Here is a 17,395-nt window from a genome sequence, read left to right as displayed (position 1 = left end):
CCACTTTTCAATAAAGCGGAAGACACGATGCGAGCTAGCCGTTATCTGATTGCCACCCAAAAAGAGACTCCTTCTGACGCGGAAATTATCAGCCATCAGCTGATGCTACGCGCAGGCATGATCCGTAAGTTGGCCGCAGGCCTTTACTCTTGGCTACCATTAGGCCTAAGAACCTTGCGCAAAGTAGAACGGATTGTACGTGAAGAAATGGACAAAAGTGGAGCCCAGGAAGTACTCATGCCTGCGGTTCAGCCGGCCGAGCTATGGCAAGAATCCGGCCGTTGGGAGCAATACGGTGGCGAGTTGCTTCGCCTGCACGATCGTCATGGCCGGGATTTCTGCGTAGGCCCGACTCATGAAGAAGTGATCACCGATCTGGTTCGCAACGAGCTCAAAAGCTACAAAGAACTGCCTGCGAACTTTTACCAGATTCAAACCAAATTCCGTGATGAACGCCGTCCACGATTCGGCGTAATGCGTGCCCGTGAATTCATCATGAAGGATGCCTACTCCTTCCATATTAACGCGGCATCGCTGGACGACACCTACCAGCTCATGCACCAGACTTACTGCAACATATTTGATCGTCTGGGCCTGGATTACCGCCCGGTACAGGCAGACTCTGGTTCTATTGGCGGCAGTAGCTCCCACGAGTTCCACGTACTGGCCTCTTCTGGTGAAGACGCCATCGTATTCAGCACAGGCGGTGAATACGCAGCAAACATCGAGAAAGCGGAAGCGATTGCGCCAGCCGGCGACCGCCCTGCAGCTTCAGAAGAAATGAAAGAAGTGCACACCCCGGGTCAGAAAACCATTGAAGCTGTATCCGAATTCTTGGGCCTGCCCGCCGAGCGCAGCGTGAAAACCCTGATTGTGAAAGCTGAGGCCGACGAGAATGGTGAAGCCGGCCTGATTGCGCTTATCCTGCGTGGCGACCACACCCTGAACGACATCAAAGCTGAAAATCTGCAGGGCGTGGCTGAACCTCTGACCATGGCCGCCGATGAAGAGATCGAGAAAGCCATTGGCTGCAAAGCGGGCTCAATCGGCCCCGTCAACCTGCCGATCCCGACCATTGTCGATCGCAGCGCGGCCCATCTGGCAGACTTCGTGTGCGGCGCCAATAAAGACGACTATCATCTGACGGGCGTTAACTGGGAGCGTGATGTTCCGGTAGGCCGCGTTGAAGATATCCGTAACGTTGTAGAAGGTGATCCAAGCCCGGACGGTAACGGCACACTGGAAATTCGTCGCGGCATCGAAGTTGGCCACATTTTCAAGCTGGGCAACAAGTACAGCTCAGCGCTCAATGCCACCGTATTGGATGAAAACGGAAAATCGGTCGTTATGGAAATGGGCTGCTACGGCATTGGCGTGTCACGCATCGTGGCCTCATCCATTGAACAAAACCATGACGACAAAGGCATCATCTGGCCAGACGCGATTGCACCTTTCCAGGTTGCCATTGTGCTGCTGAACGCCCACAAAGCACCGACCGTTGCCGAAGCTGGCGAAAAGCTTTACAACGAGCTGCTTGAAGCGGGTTATGACGTACTTCTGGATGACCGCAACCTGCGCCCCGGCGTGAAGTTTGCGGACATGGAGCTGATGGGCATTCCGCACCGGTTCGTTATTTCGGAGCGTGGTCTGAACGCTGGCACTTTGGAATACAAAGGCCGTCGTGATGAAGACAAACAGGATATTGCGGTAGAAGACGCACTGCCTGTGCTGATGAAAGCTTCGCCGAAAGCGAGCCTGTAAGACGCAAACATTCCGGGTAGCCCGAGTGGTTACCCGGAATGTTCCAATCCTATTAGCGTGTTCCGATGATACCCGGCTCGACCTCCAGCTCTACCCCGAACTTTTCCCGCACCGATCTTCGCACATCCTCTGCCAACGTCAGCACATCCTCACCCGTGCCTTGCGAATGGTTTATCAGCACTAACGCCTGTCGATTATGGATACCCACTCGGGCGTTGCGATAGCCTTTCCAGCCAGCCTGATCAATCAACCAAGCCGCCGCCAGTTTGACACCATCAGTCAGAGGATAATGCACCACATCCGGAAACCGCTTTTGCAGCTGTTCGAACCGGGCCTGATCGATCACCGGATTCTTGAAAAAACTGCCGGTGTTTGGCAAGGTATCGGGGTCCGGCAGTTTTCGCCGGCGCACTGCCATAACCGCCTCAGCCACTTCCAGCGGACTAAGCTTTGCTGTATCAACATCGCTCAGATAGTCCTGAAGATCCCGATATCCTAGTTTAAGAGATGTCGAACGGGATAGCCGAAGGCGTATCTCAAGGATGATGTATCGCCCCGGATTGCGTTTAAAAAAACTGTCGCGATAGGCAAACTGGCAGTCTTCAGCAGTTAATGTGACCGTTTTGCGTGAATCGCAATCCAGCGCCGTTACGCTAACCAGCGTATCGCATAATTCCACGCCATAGGCACCAATATTCTGAACCGGAGCAGCGCCCGCCGTTCCGGGAATAAGCGCCAAATTCTCGATACCCCGATAGCCGGAGCGCGCGGCGTAGAGCACCGCATCGTGCCAGTTTTCACCTGCGGCCAGCGCCAGCACCGCCGTCTCGCCTTCGACCTGCTCCCAGCGTCGCCCCCGAAGCGCCATGTGCAAGACAAGCCCCTCGAAGTCACCGGCAAAAACCAGGTTACTGCCACCACCCAACACCAGCGTTTCAAGCTGCCGGTCAGCAGCCAGGTCGAGAGCTTCGACCAGCTGATCGGCATTTTCGATATCGACAAACTGTTGGGCGTTGACGGCGATTGCCATCGTGTTCAGGTCTTTCAAATCGACCCGTTCGCGGATATTCAGGCCGTAGCTCAAGCCAGCTTTCCTCGAATATGCTCCAGTAACCCTTCACTGGCGTCCTGGATCAAATCGAGAACATGTTCGAAACCTTCGCCACCACCGTAATACGGGTCCGGCACCTCTACTTCATTCGAGCGTCCGAATTCAAGAAACAATTTTGGCTCAGTACCGCCGTTCTGGCGCCAAATATCCCGCACATCGGCCAGATTAGAGCGGTCCATCACCAAAACATAATCAAAGGTGTCGAGATCGTTTGACTGGAGCTGACGCGCTTTCAGACCCGAAAGATCAATCCTCCTGCGCCCTGCCGCTTCAATAGAGCGAGAGTCGGGCGACTTTCCGGTATGCCAGTCAGCCGTACCGCACGAATCAATAAAGATTTTATCGGCCAGCCCCTGCTCGGTGACCAGATTGCGAAACACGCCTTCCGCGCTGGGCGAACGGCAAATGTTTCCCAAACAGACAAAAAGAACCCGAACGGATTCAGACATAACGCCCTCCGGCTTCCATCAACTTTCTAATTCGCTCTAAATCTTCCTCTGTATCCACGCCCGGCGCGGGGGGCCGCTCCGCGACATCTACATGGATACTGGCACCGTTATAAAGCGCCCGTAATTGTTCCAACGCTTCCACCTGCTCGGTTGGCGCGGGCGCCCAACTGACAAAGTCACCCAGCACGCTGGCCCGATACCCATAGATGCCAATGTGACGGAAGTAACCGATTCCATCGGGTAAATCGATTTCTCCGCCGCTGGCAATCTGAGGCCACGCATCGCGAGCCCAGGGAATCGGGGCACGACTGAAGTAATGGGCAATGCCCTGAGCATCGAACACCACTTTAACCACGTTAGGGTTAAATACCTGTTGAGCGTCGTGAATGCGCTCGCACAAAGTCGATATCGCAACGTCTGGGTAAAGCTCCAGATTATCAGCCACCTGATTGATCAAAGCGGGCGGCAAGAGCGGCTCATCGCCTTGGACATTCACAACTCGATGATCGGACTCGAGCTCTAGCGCACGGGCAACTTCTTCGAGCCGGTCTGTGCCACTGGCGTGGTTAGGTGAAGTCATCACAACTTCTGCCCCGAACGCCTGGCACGCCTCTTCAATGCGCGAATCGTCCGTTGCAATCACGACACGACCCGCCCGGCTTTCCTGAGCGCGCTCGTAGACATGCTGAATCATGGGTTTGCCAGCAATCATCGCCAACGGCTTACCTGGCAACCGGCTAGACGCGAATCGAGCGGGAATCACGACAGTAAAAGACATACAGACAGTCCTGCTAACGGTTAACTCAATGCTTGTCCAGACGCTCGTCTGTGCTCAGTGTGCGCGCTTCTCCGGCAATCATAACGGGAATACCTTCCCGAATCGGAAACGCCATGGCGTCCTGATAACACACCAGCTCTGTGCGAGCTTCATTCAGTTTGAGCTCGCCTTTGCACACTGGGCAAGCCAGCATAGACAGAAGTTTCTTATCCATGATTTGATCTCTCGGTCATTTGAGGCTGCAACTGCTCAGCACATTCGTTGAGCCGTTCCAGAAAGCGTTGTTCAAAAGGTTCGGACAAGCAGGCATCAACGGCCAATACCCAGGCATTATCAGGCGCAAAGCCGCGACATTTCACTGCGTCTTTTGCGGTCATCACCAGCCACTCTCCAGCGCCTGAAGCCAGGTCTTCGGGCCGGAAGCGATGGTGATCAGGAAATGCCTCTTCTTGAACATGAGCACCCAGCTGCCTGAGGGTGTCGAAAAATCGGCCCGGGTTGCCAATGCCTGCAACCCCGCGTACGGGTTTTCCGTTAAGGGCTTCGGGCGCGCGGGTTTCCCCGGAGTTGATATTGACGAGGGAAGCCGGCCGCAAGGCCATCGCGTGGATATCGGAATGTTCCGTGCTGGCGAATTCGTCGATACTCTCCCCGGTTGCCGGGAACTCAGCGCCATTGAGTATCACGAAATCGACAGAGTGCAGCCGGTCAACCGATTCCCTCAGCGGACCCACTGGTAGCAGCGCGCCGTTACCGATACCGCGCTGAGCATCAAATACGGCCAATTCGATATCCCGGGGCAAACGATAGTGCTGAAGACCATCGTCGCAGATCAACACATTGCCCAAGCCATGCTCCAACGCCCAACGCGCACCACGTAGACGCTGAGGGTCCACCACAACCGGACAACCGGTTGCCAGAGAAAGCATGAGGGGTTCATCACCACAAACGCCGGCGGGCGTGCCCTCCTTCACCAGTAACGGGTAGCTATCACTCTTGCCACCATAGCCCCGGCTCAAGATAACCGGCTGCCACCCCTTCTGGCGCATACATTCTACCAATCGGGCGGTTAACGGCGACTTCCCCGTTCCGCCGACAGTAATATTGCCCACCACGACCACAGGCACCGGTAAGCTTTCGCTCTGAGCCTGCCACGCCTTTCGGCGGCGGGATTCAGAGATTGCACGGTATAACCAGGCGAGCGGCGCCAAAATGCTCAAAGGCCGCTTTTGGCCGTACCACAAACGATCGATTACGTTACTCATGCATGCTCGCTGAACTGCACCTGATGCAACTGCGCATAAGCACCGCCAGCCGCCAGCAGTTCATCATGGGTTCCCGATTCAACGATGCGGCCGTTATCCATCACTAGAATCCGGTCGGCCTTTTCGATGGTTGAAAGTCGGTGCGCAATGACCAAGGTGGTGCGCCCCTGCATAACGGTTTCGAGTGCCTGCTGGATGTGACGTTCAGATTCGGTATCCAAAGCCGAGGTGGCTTCATCCAATATCAATATCGGGGCATTTTTAAGAAGCGCCCGGGCAATGGCCAAACGCTGCCGCTGGCCACCCGACAACATCACACCGTTATCACCGATCACGGTATCCAGACCTTCGGGCATACGATCAATAAACTCAAGCGCATGGGCTTTAGCGGCGGCATCACGAATCTCATCCCGGCTACAATCCCGCAGTGCGCCATAGGCGATGTTTGCGGCAATGGTATCGTTAAACAAGACCACGTTCTGGGTTACCAGCGCTATTTGGGCGCGCAGCGCTTCGAGAGAGAAGTCCATTAGGGAGTGGCCATCCACCCGGATATCGCCACCGGTGAAGTCGTAAAACCGGGGCAACAGGCTGACCAACGTGGACTTACCACTGCCGGAGCGTCCCACCAAAGCGACACTCTGGCCCGCAGGTAAATCGATCGAGATCTGGTCCAGAACGTTATCGAGCTGGTCACGGTAGCGAAACGATACCTGATCAAACTCGATGCGCCCTTCTACGCGATCAGGGGCATGGGTGCCGCCGTCTTTTTCCGGCTTTTCGTCCATGGTTTCAAACACGTCGTAGGCTGCAGCAACACCTTTCTGAATCTTGGAATGGATAGACGTAACCTGACGAATCGGCTTCGCCATGGTCGTCGCCGCGGTGATAAAGGCTATAAGCTGCCCGGTGGTCATTTCACCGCGGATTTCAGGGGCGAGCATGGTCCAGACCAATGCTGCAATGGCAATCGCAACCAATACCTGGATGACAGGCACACTGATGGCCTGCGTTGAAGCCATTTTCAGACTTTGTTTCAGATTGCGCGCGCTAACCTCGCGAAAACGGTCCCGTTCGTAATCTGCACCACCGAAGGTGCGCACCACGCGATAGCCGGAAATCGATTCCGTCGCGACATGGGTGATATCGCCCATGGAACCCTGGATGCGCTTACTGATCTTGCGAAACCGCTTACTGGCGTAGCTAACGACAAAACCAATGACCGGCCCCACCGTCAGAAACACCAGCGTGAGTTTCCAGTTGGTGTAGATCATAAAGCCCAACAACCCGACGATGGTGAGACCTTCACGTAGGGTGATGGTGATCGCATTAGTCGCGGCCTCGGCCACCTGCTCTACGTTGAACGTCAGCTTGGACACCAATCTACCGGCAGCGTTTTCATCAAAATAGCGGGACGGCAGCGTCATCATCCGGTCAAATACGTCATTACGCAGAGCGTTAATGACATTACGCCCAACGTAACTGATGAAGTACTGACTGAAGAACGTGCCCACGCCCCGAAGGGCAAACACACCAACAATCAAACCGGTCAACAGCACACGATTCTGCGATGTCGGGTTTTCGATGGCTGTGATGACGTACTCCATAGCTGCCGCCATGCCTGTCGATGCCGCAGCGTAGAGCACGTTCCCAAGAACAGCTAACGAAAACGCCAGCCAGAAAGGTTTAACGTAGGTCAATAACCGCTTATAGGTCGTCCAGCTTCCGGCCGGCGGCGTTTTCAGGGGCTCTGGAATTGCACGACTCACTGGGATTCAGCCTCCCGCTCGGTGGTGATGCTTAATTTAGCAAACCCCAACCTACCCGCCACATCCATAGCACGAACCACAAACTCGTGGGGGGTGCGGGCATCAGCAGTAATGATGTACGGCAAACTGTTATCCCCTTCGGACAATTCGCTGACTCCGCGCTCGAGAGTCTCCCGGCGATTATTGACCAGCGTTTTGTCGTTCAGAATATATTGACCCTCGGCGTTGATCACCACATCAATCTGACGCACTTCTGCCGGCTCTGCGGGGTCACCACTGGCTTCCGGTAACTCCACCTCAAGATGACTTTCTCGAGTGAACGTTGTGGAAACCATAAAAAAAATCAGCAGCAGGAACACCACGTCGATCAATGGCGTCAGGTCTACCCCGACTTCCTGACTTCTCTGGCGCTTGAACTTCACGGTGTTCAGGCTCCTTCCACGTCGATTTCACGGTCACCATGAACCACTTCCACCAACTTGATGGCTTCTTGTTCCATGTTGACTACCAGCTCATCAACCCGGCGAATAAAATAGCGGTGAGCAATCAACGCCGGAATGGCGACGCTCAATCCTGATGCAGTCGTAATCAATGCTTCCGAAATGCCGCCCGCCAGGTTGCCGGCGTTGCCAACACCCGCCAGCTGAATTTCGGCAAACACTTTAATCATGCCAATGACGGTGCCCAACAGGCCCAGCAGCGGGGTAATGGTAGCGATAGTCCCCAGTGGATTAAGGAAACGTTCGAGCTCGTGAATAACCTGACTCGCTTCGTGCTCAATGCTTTCTTTCATGATCTCACGACCATGTTTAGCGTTCATAAGCCCGCTCGCGAGCACTCTGCCCATGGGGGACGAACCCTGCAGCGCTTTAAGCTTGCGCCCATTCAGCTCTTTCTTTTTAATCCAGCGCCAAAGTTCGTTTAGCGATTGGGAAGGTGCCACGCGGGACGCACGCAACGACCAAAACCTCTCCAAAATAATCGCAAGCGCTAAAATGGAACAGGCAACAATGGGCACCATCAGGATGCCACCGGCTTTCAACAGCTCAAACACGCTTGATCTCCCTGATTAATGACAAGCCGCGCTACTTTAGCATAGCTGCCGGTGCAGGCCACACCTGCAATGTCACGGTATTTTACATTGATCACGAGTAAGACCAGGACCACCAATCCAAAACGGCGTCCGATGCTTTGCTTCGGTGATCTTCGGGCCGTCACCCTCAAATCGCACTGATATCTGCCCTGAACACGCGGTGTTCAGGGGCAACGCACCCACTTGCCGGTAACGGTTAGCGACATCAGGGTGCGGGTGGCCATAGCGATGCCGATATCCCGCGGTATAGATCACCCAATTCGGCATGACTGCCCTCACCCACTGCATCGAGGACGATGTTTTGCTGCCATGATGTGGGGCAATCAGAATTCGTTGGCCTGAAAACAATGACAACCACTCCGGCTTCGGCTCAGCCAACATTTCCGCCTCCACATCATGACCAATGTCGCCGGTGAGCAGCAGATCCACGCCCGATTCACGATGAAATATTCTGAGCACACACGAGGCATCGTTACCCGAGCGTGGCAAGGGGCTGCTCCAGAAACTCAATTCAAAAGCCCCCATCACTTGCGGTAAGCGAGGACACGGCTGAATATCCGCTACCGGTTCACGCGCCAACTTACCCCGCACCACTTCCGGCTCTCCGGTTGAGATCCGCCCTATTGCCAACTCGCCCATCAGCAGATCCAGCCCACCCGCATGATCACTATCACCGTGACTTATGACGAGATGATCGATTCGATGCACGCCCATCGCCTTCAGGTTCGGTATCAACACCGACTCCGCAGCAGAATAAACGCCTTTTACTTCAGGCCCCGTGTCATACATCAAGACTTGCTGCCCTGAGCGGACCAATACCGACAAGCCTTGCCCGACATCAAAAATGCGAACTTCAGACAGCCCCACCGAACGATTTTCAGGATTCACATTGGTCAGCCAGCCAACCCCTAGCCACCCTAAAAACACCACGCCACTCAACACCCTGAATGACCGGCTCGGAAAGCGTAGCAGCAACAAAACCAGCACAGCGAATGCCACTAATACGGTTTGCGACGCGCCGGGCAGCGGATATAACGGCAACGCCGCCACCGCTTGCAGCAAGCCCCACAACACCCCAAGTACGGCATCGAAGCCCGCGCTTACATAGGCCGTTAATGTGCCGCCACTTACGACTACCAATAACGTCCCGAGCAACAAAACAGGCATCACCACAAACGACACCCAGGGAATCGCAACCAAATTCGCCAGGACACCCGCCAACGGCTGGGCTTGATCGAACGATTGCAGGACCGGCCAAAGCCCGGCAAACACTGCCGCTTGCGCCAACACCAAGCCGGCAAGCCACCCCAAACCTTGCAAACGGTTGGCGAACACCCAAATCAGCAGCGCAACCGCGGAAAACGACAGCCAAAAACCTTGGTCAAGAGGCGCGAAAGGGTCGAGCATCGAAACGCCTGCCATGGCGATCACGAAGGGCCACCAAGGGCTGACCTCCCGCGCTTTGAGCACGAACCACCCACCAACAATCACCATGATCAGCGCCCGACGTGTCGGTATTGTCATACCTGCCAGCAAGGCATAGAGCAGACATGCGAGCAGCACGCCACAATAAACGGTTGTCCGAATGCCATTTTCGGAGATGACTCCGGCTGGCAACATCAGTAAAAAACGGCGAACAACCAATCCTGCAATCAGCGCCACCAAACCTAGATGCAAGCCAGAAATAGCCACCAAATGAATCGTGCCGGTGGCCTTCAGGGTTTGCCATTGCTCGGCAGACAGATGCCCACGGTTACCGATCAACAATGACGCGACTAACGAATAGTGCTCTGCGTCGCCAAAATAACGCTCAACAACCGATGCCACTGCCCGATGCCAAGCATGATAAGAGCAGACCAAACCACACGAAGCACCCGGCAAATCCGTTACCTTGCGAACGCTTCCTGTCGCGCCCACTCCGTGCCTGAACAACCAATCCTCGTAGCGAAACCCAACATCATTAAGGCTTCCGTGAGGTCGCTTAAGAACCGCTTCCAGCGCGATTGGTCCTGAGGGCAAAATCTTATCGCCGGAACCGTACCAAGCAAGGCGAACCTTATCGGGGTGCATGCCAGTTCCCGCCGAACCGAAGCCTGCTGGCCAACGGTCCACACAAAAGTTGAACCGGATGCTGTTGAAGCTGCCTGGCTGCGGTAGATCACAGACATACCCGAAGACGGTTATTGGTACACCCTCCTCCCCGGGTGTAAGCTGTTTCTGTAGGCGGGCATCTGCATTCCATGCTGCCCATCCCAGACCAGTCGCAAACCAGATCATCCCGAAAACAACCACACGAAAACGGGCTGTTTGCGGCTTCAAAAGCAGCGGTAGTACAAATAGGGATGAAAACAGCCACAGATAAGGTGGCAAAACCGAGAACCGATACAGTAAGATAACGCCGCAACTAAATGCGAACACGCCCAATGGGCAAAGTAGAGATCTTTCAGCGTTCGCGCTGAACTGGGTGCTTTTTCTGGACAATCCTTGTCCTCCGATCAAAATCGACGCCTCCCATGCGCCGATTACCATCCATACCGAAAGAACAGGCCAAACGTCCAATGCCGAAGAGGTTTATGAAACGGTATTTGCCGACCCCAGAAAAAGTGCAGTCTATGAAGAGCCTGCACTTTCTCGGCGATATCCTTCACGAGCCCAACCTGTGGCACATTAATCGTCACTGCGTGGCACGGGCCTTTCTGATCGGTATCTGGTTTTGCTTTATTCCAATGCCGTTCCAGATGCTAGCCGCCGCTTTTTTTGCCATCTGGTTCAATGCAAACCTGCCGCTATCCGTCGCATTGGTCTGGATCAGCAATCCCCTAACCATGCCGCCTATTTTCTACTTCAACTACAAAGTAGGTGCCTGGATACTGGACCGGCCAGTGCTGCCCTTCGAATTTCACGCAAACTGGCACTGGGTCAGTGACCGGCTGTTCGAAATTGGCATTCCGCTCTATTTGGGCTCAGTACTGCTTGCAACCATCAGCGCTTGCATCGCCTACCTGGCTGTACAATATCTATGGCGCCGGAAAGTACGCTCGGATTGGCAATTGCGCCGCCACCTGAGAGCCAAGCGGCAGCGCAACAAGCTTCAGGACTCCTGAACCAAGGTTCCTTGTTCTAACCGCAATACCCGCCCCAAGCTTTTCGCCATCCCCATATCGTGGGTTACCATGATAAACGCCGTACCCGAGTTATCGCGTAGATCCTGAATCAAAGCGCGTATACCTTCGCCTGTATGCTGATCAAGGTTACCGGTCGGCTCGTCCATCAATACACAGTTAGGCTCATTAACCAAGGCGCGAGCAATGGCCACTCTCTGACGCTCACCACCCGACAGCTCGCCCGGCTTGTGACGAAGTCTTTGCCCCAAGCCTACCCGCTCCAGCAATGCTTCGGCCTTGGGCTTTGCCTGCCGGGGAGATTGCCCGCCCAACGCCAGTGGCATCATCACATTTTCGAGTGCCGTGAACTCAGGCAAAAGGTGATGAAACTGATAGACAAAGCCCAGATGCCGATTGCGGAATCGAGCACGGCCCGCTTCCGACATTCCGTGAATATTCTCGCCACAGATTTCGATTTTCCCGGACGAGGGTTTATCCAAGCCACCCAGAAGGTTCAGCAAGGTGGTTTTACCGGCACCGCTGCTGCCAACAATCGCAACGGTTTCTCCGGCCGACACTTCAAGGGAAATATCAGAGAATATCGTCAGTTTTTCCGGCCCCTCGCTGTAGGTGCGCGTTACTTGCCGGCAATCAATCACCAGAGGCGTTGCTGTGTTAGTCATCGTTGCATCACTCATAGCGCAAAGCCTCCGCCGGTTCGACTCGCGACGCCCGCCAAGCCGGGTAAATCGTTGCCAACAGGCTCATCGCCAGACCGGCACCACTGATTACTACCACATCCTGCCATTGCAATTGAGACGGCAGATAACTGATAAAGTACACATCGGCACTCAGGAACTGATGCCCCATAGCGGCCTCAAGCCAAGCGATGAAAGCACTGATATTCAGCGCCCCCAGCACACCCAGCGCGGTGCCAATCAAGGTGCCAAAAACGCCGATCACGGCGCCTTGAATAATGAAGATGCGCATAATCCGGCCCGGGGTGGCGCCCATGGTGCGCAGAATTGCGATGTCTGCGGTTTTATCGGTAACCACCATGACCAACGTAGAAACAATATTGAAAGCGGCAACCGCAACGATAAACATCAGCAACAGTCCAATCATGGTCTTTTCCATGCGAATGGCGTTGAACAGGTTACCGTGGGTGCGCGTCCAGTCCGACACGTAATAACGACCGCCCAAACCAGAGGCCACATCGTTAACAACCCGTGGGGCGGAGAACAAATCATCCATTAACAAGCGCAGCCCTTCAGCTTTACCGCCGGTGCGCATCAGTCGAGCCGCGTCGTCCATGTGAATCAGCGCGTAGTTACCGTCCAATTCAGCGCCAACACTGAAAATGCCCTTTACCGTGAAACGCTTGAGCCTGGGCAACACGCCAGCCGGCGTCACCGAAGCCTCAGGTAAAACGACCGTCAACTTATCCCCGACACCCAACCTGAGGCTGTTCGCCATCAGGCGACCGATGATGATGCCGAACTCACCGGATTTGAGATCACCCAGCCCGCCTTCCACAAAGTGGTTTTCAATGATTGAGACGGAGGCTTCCTGCTCCGGCAAAATGCCGTTCAGCATCACACCTCGCACGTTACCGCCTCCGGTAACCATGCCCTGCCCCTGAATAAACGGTGCGGCAGCCAGAACATCAGGGTTCTGTTCTACACGGCTATCAAGCTCCTCCCAGTCATTCAAAGGTCCCGACGCACCCTGAATCGTCGCGTGCGGCACCATGCCCAAAATGCGCTGTTTGAGTTCCTGATCAAAGCCGTTCATGACTGACAGTACGATGATCAACACCGCCACTCCCAGCATCAGGCCTATCATGGATGTGAGAGAGATAAACGAAATAAAGTGATTACGACGCTTGGCCGCGGTGTACCGCAAACCAATGTAAAACGATAAGGGTCTGAACATGGGGAGGTGCCTGTCGCTACCTTCGGGTCTGTCGTGGTTTAAGAAACTGCTAAACTACTTTGTACTATCAATTTTCTCAGCTATCCGGAGAAAGAATGCCAAGCCAAGATACTACGGGCTCAACGCCCCGGTCGCCACAAGATCGTCGGGAGTTTTTCCGGATTCAGGATCGTATCGGGCTAGAAGTCCGGCGACTCGACGATAACGCTCCGGCAGATCCCGACCTGTTTACCGACACGCCGCTGGACGCATTGAAAGCCGAATACCGTCGGCTAGACCAAGACATAAAAACCCATCTGGCTAACCTTGCCGAACGCGACCGCTTACTAACCGGCCTGATAACCACCCTGAATAGCAAGCTGGATACGCTGGCGCGCATTATCGCCTTTGAGCAAAATCCGTTGCAACCGGATGACTGGCAAGATGTGACGCTGAGCGAAGGTGGCTTGGCCTTTTTCAGCCACTACTCCGCGTGGCAGGCCGGGGATCGAATGGCCGTGCGCATGACCTTGCCACCCGAACTTTACCAACCACAAGGGATTGCCCGAGTGATCGAACTCGACCGCACCACCGCAGAGGGCACGTGGGTTCAGGCCGCATTCGTCGAATTGGACGAAAGTAGCCGCCAACAAATTGCCCGTCATGTGATGCGGTGGCAAATACGACAGAAACAAAAACAGTAAACTCGCAGTAAAGAGTTGGCTTTTCGTAAGCTTTTCACCATATTACGCTTTATCCATGTGCCAAAAGGGCCGGAGCAAATTCAGCATTAATGGAGTCCGCAATGAAAAAGAAACACAACCTGGGCGCAGCAATCGGCCTCGCAGCCCTTCTGGCCACCGCCATGGTACCGGCCGTTCAGGCAGAAGATCTGGCGATCCCGGTCGGCAGTCAAGCGGATCGCAGCGCAATCAGCCTGCCCGCTAATGGCATGAGCCAGGCATCGGTGCGCCAGCGCTGGGGCAACCCCCTCGACATTCAGGGCCCGGTTGGCCAACCACCCATCAGTCAGTGGCATTATTCAGACTTCGTCGTCTATTTCGAGCGCGACCTCGTCATGCACGCTGTGGTAAAACGTCCGAAACACTGAATACATTAGTTGGAATGACAAGTTTCTTCTCTCTTGGCCTGACGTTCCGATAACGGTCAGATAGAATGGCAGTTTTTGCGAACCAAGGTGGCTTAATACAGTGAGTTCCAAACGAGTTTTGCCTGCCGAGTGGGCACCCCAGAGCGCCGTCCTGCTAACCTGGCCACACCCTGGCACCGATTGGGCCAGCGTGATGCCCGAGGTAGAGCCAGTTTTTCTGGCAATCGCCAAGGCCACTCTCCGTTTCGAGCACCTGATTATCAGCTGCGAATACGTTGCGCGGTTACAAGAGCTCGGCGGCGAACTCAATACCTGGGCAGAGGACAACCAATTGCCCGGCAGAGTCATCACCGTGCCCGCTCCAGCTAACGACACCTGGGTGAGAGATCACGGCCCAATCACCGTTGCGACAGAAGACGGCCCCACCCTGATCGACTTCAAGTTCAATGCTTGGGGCGGAAAATTTAACTGGGAAAAAGACAACGCGCTCAACATGCATTTGGCCGGCGCCCGTGTGTTTGGCAAGCACCCCATGCAAACCGTGGACTTCGTGCTGGAAGGCGGCTCCATAGAATCGGACGGTGAAGGAACGCTCCTAACCACCAGCGAATGCCTGCTCACGCCATCCCGCAATCCGACAATGGATCGCACCAGCATAGAGCAATTGCTTACCGAAATGCTGGGTGCAGACCGCATCCTGTGGCTGAACCATGGTTATCTGGCCGGCGACGACACCGACAGTCACATCGACACTCTGGCCCGCTTCTGCGCACCAGACCACATCTGCTACGTGGCCTGCCCGGATGTCGCTGACGAGCATTACAGCGCACTCGCCGCCATGGAAGAAGAGCTACAAGGCTTCTGCCAAAAAGACGGAACGCCCTATAAATTAACCGCATTGCCTTGGCCGGATGCGATTTTCGACGAAGACGGCGAGCGGCTACCCGCAACCTACGCTAACTTTCTGATCATCAATGGCGCTGTGCTTTTACCAACTTACGAAGTGCCGCAAGATCAAGAGGCCATACGCGTTATGGGTGACATTTTTCCAGATCGGGAAATCATCCCCATCAACTGCCGCCCACTGATTCATCAGCATGGCAGTTTGCATTGCGTCACCATGCAGGTTCCCGCGGGAGTCGTCGAAGTATGACCCAGAAAGCCTCCAACTCGCTGACCGTTGCCGCCATCCAGCAACGCTGCAGTCACGACAAAGCGGTCAGTCTGGCCACGTCCGAACGGTTAATTCGTGAGGCGGCAGAAGGCGGCGCGCAATTGGTGGTTTTACAGGAGCTGCACGCCACCCTGTATTTTTGCCAGACGGAAGACACCGATGTTTTCGAGTTGGCCGAACCTATTCCCGGTCCAACCAGCAACCGATTGTCAGCACTGGCGAAAGAGTTCGGTATCGTGTTGGTAGGCTCGATTTTCGAACGCCGCATGAATGGGGTTTATCACAACACCGCCGTCGTTTATGAGTCGGACGGCAGCCTTGCCGGCATCTATCGAAAAATGCACATACCCGACGACCCGGGCTTTTACGAAAAATTCTATTTCACTCCGGGCGACGCAAACTTTAACGACGGCAGCAGCGGGTTTACACCCATCCAAACCTCGGTGGGCAAGTTGGGCGTTTTGGTTTGCTGGGATCAATGGTACCCGGAAGCCGCACGCCTGATGGCGCTAGCGGGGGCCGAAGTGCTGATCTACCCAACAGCCATTGGCTGGGACATTACCGACGACCAAGACGAGCAGGCTCGTCAGTTGGATGCCTGGGTTACCGTGCAGCGGGGCCATGCCGTGGCCAACAACCTGCCGGTAATCGCACCAAACCGGGTAGGCACAGAACCAGACCCGTCAGGTCAGACCGACGGCATTCTTTTTTGGGGCAACAGCTTCATCTGCGGCCCTCAGGGCGAATTTCTTGCGCGGGCCGACGATGAGCAAGAAGGCATCCTGATCACCACCTTAGACCGCAACCGATCGGAATCCATTCGCAGAATCTGGCCGTACTTGAGAGACAGGCGCATCGATGCCTACGGCGACATTCTGAAACGGGTCAGGGATTAACCAACGCATGAAGCAAAAACTGGACAAGGTTGTTAACCAACTCAACACTATCTTGCTGGGAAAAGAGCCACAGGTACGCCTTGCCTTGTGCGGCTTGCTCGCTCGCGGCCACCTGCTGATCGAAGATATTCCCGGCATGGGCAAAACCACCTTATCCCATGCGCTGGCCAGCATCATGGGGCTGAGTTATCAGCGAATCCAGTTCACCAACGACTTGCTGCCGGCGGACGTGCTGGGCTATTCCATGTACGACAAGCAAGCCAACAGCCTGGTGTTCCACCCCGGCCCCATTTTTGCGCAAGTGGTGCTGGCCGACGAAATCAATCGGGCATCCCCGCGCACCCAAAGCGCCCTGCTGGAAGCCATGGAAGAGCGGCAGGTTTCGATCGAAGGTGAAACCCGCCCATTGCCCTCTCCGTTTTTCGTAATCGCCACTCAAAACCCGATCGAACAAGGCGGCACCTTCCCGTTACCGGAATCACAACTTGACCGTTTTTTGATGCGCCTGAAACTGGGCTACCCGGATCCAAAAGCAGAACGCGAATTATTAGAAGGCGAAGACAGAAGAGCATTAACGGACCGCCTTGAGGCAATCCTGCCACAGGCAGAACTGGAGCAGGCTCAAGCGGCCGCTGAGAAAGTATCCGCCAGCCCTGCTCTGCTCGATTACCTGCAGCGATTACTGGAACAAAGCCGTCGGATGCCGGGCCTGATGTACGGCCTATCACCCCGGGCTGGCCTGGGATTGTTGCGCGCAGCCAAAGCCTGGGCGTTAATGGCCGGGCGCGATCACGTACTACCCGACGATCTTCAAGCGGTATTCCCGTCGGTGGCCGAACATCGCCTGGAACAAGGCGAAACCGGCAAAAGCCAAGAGCGTGTTCGCCAACTGCTGAGCACAGTATCGGTCCTTTGATTCCCGGCTCTATTCAGATAGCCAACGTCAATGAACGGTATACTGTGAAACAAA

General features: G+C 55.1%; 18 protein-coding genes. 7 read left to right on the top strand and 11 right to left on the bottom strand.

From position 1 onward, the window contains the following. The first annotated feature begins 27 nt into the window (after positions 1 to 27). Positions 28 to 1,761, top strand: a complete 1,734-nt coding sequence (locus MWU64_RS03780; RefSeq protein ID WP_247061195.1) for a proline--tRNA ligase — start codon at positions 28 to 30, stop codon at positions 1,759 to 1,761. Between the two features lie 52 nt (positions 1,762 to 1,813). Here the strand turns inward: MWU64_RS03780 and murB are convergent, their stop codons facing one another. The 9 genes from murB to MWU64_RS03735 form a co-directional block, all read right to left on the bottom strand. Beyond that, the gene (gene murB / locus MWU64_RS03775; protein ID WP_247061193.1) at positions 1,814 to 2,845 is read right to left on the bottom strand and encodes a UDP-N-acetylmuramate dehydrogenase; all 1,032 of its coding nucleotides are present in this window, start codon (positions 2,843 to 2,845) and stop codon (positions 1,814 to 1,816) included. Beyond that, positions 2,842 to 3,321, bottom strand: coding sequence for a low molecular weight protein-tyrosine-phosphatase (locus MWU64_RS03770; RefSeq protein WP_247061181.1), 480 nt, complete (start codon positions 3,319 to 3,321; stop codon positions 2,842 to 2,844). The genes murB and MWU64_RS03770 overlap by 4 nt, the downstream gene beginning before the upstream one ends. After that, positions 3,314 to 4,099 carry a 3-deoxy-manno-octulosonate cytidylyltransferase gene (gene kdsB, locus MWU64_RS03765; protein ID WP_247061179.1) on the bottom strand — a complete coding sequence of 262 codons (786 nt, stop codon included), beginning with the start codon at positions 4,097 to 4,099 and terminating at the stop codon, positions 3,314 to 3,316. Before kdsB ends, MWU64_RS03770 begins: the two co-directional genes overlap by 8 nt. A 25-nt stretch (positions 4,100 to 4,124) precedes the next feature. Next, positions 4,125 to 4,313 carry a Trm112 family protein gene (locus MWU64_RS03760; RefSeq protein WP_247061177.1) on the bottom strand — a complete coding sequence of 63 codons (189 nt, stop codon included), beginning with the start codon at positions 4,311 to 4,313 and terminating at the stop codon, positions 4,125 to 4,127. Then, entirely contained in the window at positions 4,306 to 5,364 is a 1,059-nt protein-coding gene (gene lpxK / locus MWU64_RS03755) for a tetraacyldisaccharide 4'-kinase (RefSeq protein WP_247061175.1), read from the bottom strand. Before lpxK ends, MWU64_RS03760 begins: the two co-directional genes overlap by 8 nt. After that, positions 5,361 to 7,133 (bottom strand): lipid A export permease/ATP-binding protein MsbA, encoded by a 1,773-nt coding sequence (gene msbA / locus MWU64_RS03750; protein WP_247061173.1) that lies wholly within the window; start codon positions 7,131 to 7,133, stop codon positions 5,361 to 5,363. The genes lpxK and msbA overlap by 4 nt, the downstream gene beginning before the upstream one ends. Next, positions 7,130 to 7,555 (bottom strand): biopolymer transporter ExbD, encoded by a 426-nt coding sequence (locus MWU64_RS03745; RefSeq protein WP_247061163.1) that lies wholly within the window; start codon positions 7,553 to 7,555, stop codon positions 7,130 to 7,132. The genes msbA and MWU64_RS03745 overlap by 4 nt, the downstream gene beginning before the upstream one ends. A 5-nt stretch (positions 7,556 to 7,560) precedes the next feature. Next, entirely contained in the window at positions 7,561 to 8,187 is a 627-nt protein-coding gene (locus MWU64_RS03740; RefSeq protein WP_247061161.1) for a MotA/TolQ/ExbB proton channel family protein, read from the bottom strand. A 72-nt stretch (positions 8,188 to 8,259) separates the two neighbouring features. Next, positions 8,260 to 10,644, bottom strand: a complete 2,385-nt coding sequence (locus tag MWU64_RS03735) for a DNA internalization-related competence protein ComEC/Rec2 (protein WP_247062027.1) — start codon at positions 10,642 to 10,644, stop codon at positions 8,260 to 8,262. Positions 10,645 to 10,784: 140 nt separating this feature from the next. Between MWU64_RS03735 and MWU64_RS03730 the strand changes: the two genes are divergently transcribed. Next, positions 10,785 to 11,330, top strand: a complete 546-nt coding sequence (locus MWU64_RS03730; RefSeq protein ID WP_247061159.1) for a DUF2062 domain-containing protein — start codon at positions 10,785 to 10,787, stop codon at positions 11,328 to 11,330. On the opposite strand, the gene lolD is transcribed toward MWU64_RS03730, so the two are convergent. Continuing rightward, positions 11,318 to 12,028: a lipoprotein-releasing ABC transporter ATP-binding protein LolD gene (gene lolD, locus MWU64_RS03725; protein ID WP_247061152.1), complete on the bottom strand. Its 711-nt coding sequence runs from the start codon at positions 12,026 to 12,028 to the stop codon at positions 11,318 to 11,320. The genes MWU64_RS03730 and lolD overlap by 13 nt on opposite strands. Further along, entirely contained in the window at positions 12,021 to 13,265 is a 1,245-nt protein-coding gene (locus MWU64_RS03720; protein WP_247061150.1) for a lipoprotein-releasing ABC transporter permease subunit, read from the bottom strand. Before MWU64_RS03720 ends, lolD begins: the two co-directional genes overlap by 8 nt. A gap of 95 nt (positions 13,266 to 13,360) precedes the next feature. On the opposite strand from MWU64_RS03720, the gene MWU64_RS03715 reads away from it, so the two are divergent. The 5 genes from MWU64_RS03715 (at position 13,361) to MWU64_RS03695 (ending at position 17,341) form a co-directional block, all read left to right on the top strand. Then, positions 13,361 to 13,948 (top strand): PilZ domain-containing protein, encoded by a 588-nt coding sequence (locus tag MWU64_RS03715; RefSeq protein WP_247061145.1) that lies wholly within the window; start codon positions 13,361 to 13,363, stop codon positions 13,946 to 13,948. A 161-nt stretch (positions 13,949 to 14,109) separates the two neighbouring features. Then, a complete protein-coding gene (locus MWU64_RS03710) occupies positions 14,110 to 14,355 on the top strand; it encodes a hypothetical protein (protein ID WP_247062025.1) in 246 nt (81 codons plus the stop codon). A 100-nt stretch (positions 14,356 to 14,455) separates the two neighbouring features. Further along, positions 14,456 to 15,508 carry an agmatine deiminase family protein gene (locus tag MWU64_RS03705; protein WP_348645542.1) on the top strand — a complete coding sequence of 351 codons (1,053 nt, stop codon included), beginning with the start codon at positions 14,456 to 14,458 and terminating at the stop codon, positions 15,506 to 15,508. Beyond that, positions 15,505 to 16,425 (top strand): carbon-nitrogen hydrolase, encoded by a 921-nt coding sequence (locus MWU64_RS03700; RefSeq protein WP_281496230.1) that lies wholly within the window; start codon positions 15,505 to 15,507, stop codon positions 16,423 to 16,425. Before MWU64_RS03705 ends, MWU64_RS03700 begins: the two co-directional genes overlap by 4 nt. Positions 16,426 to 16,432: 7 nt before the next feature. Further along, complete coding sequence (locus tag MWU64_RS03695) at positions 16,433 to 17,341, top strand: AAA family ATPase (RefSeq protein WP_247061143.1); 909 nt, start codon at positions 16,433 to 16,435, stop codon at positions 17,339 to 17,341. The last annotated feature ends 54 nt before the right edge of the window (positions 17,342 to 17,395 follow it).

The sequence above is a fragment of the Marinobacter sp. S0848L genome (assembly GCF_023016065.1).
Taxonomy (GTDB): domain Bacteria; phylum Pseudomonadota; class Gammaproteobacteria; order Pseudomonadales; family Oleiphilaceae; genus Marinobacter.
Note: the sequence above shows the minus strand (reverse complement) of the source record. Positions and strands in the feature narration are given on the sequence as shown.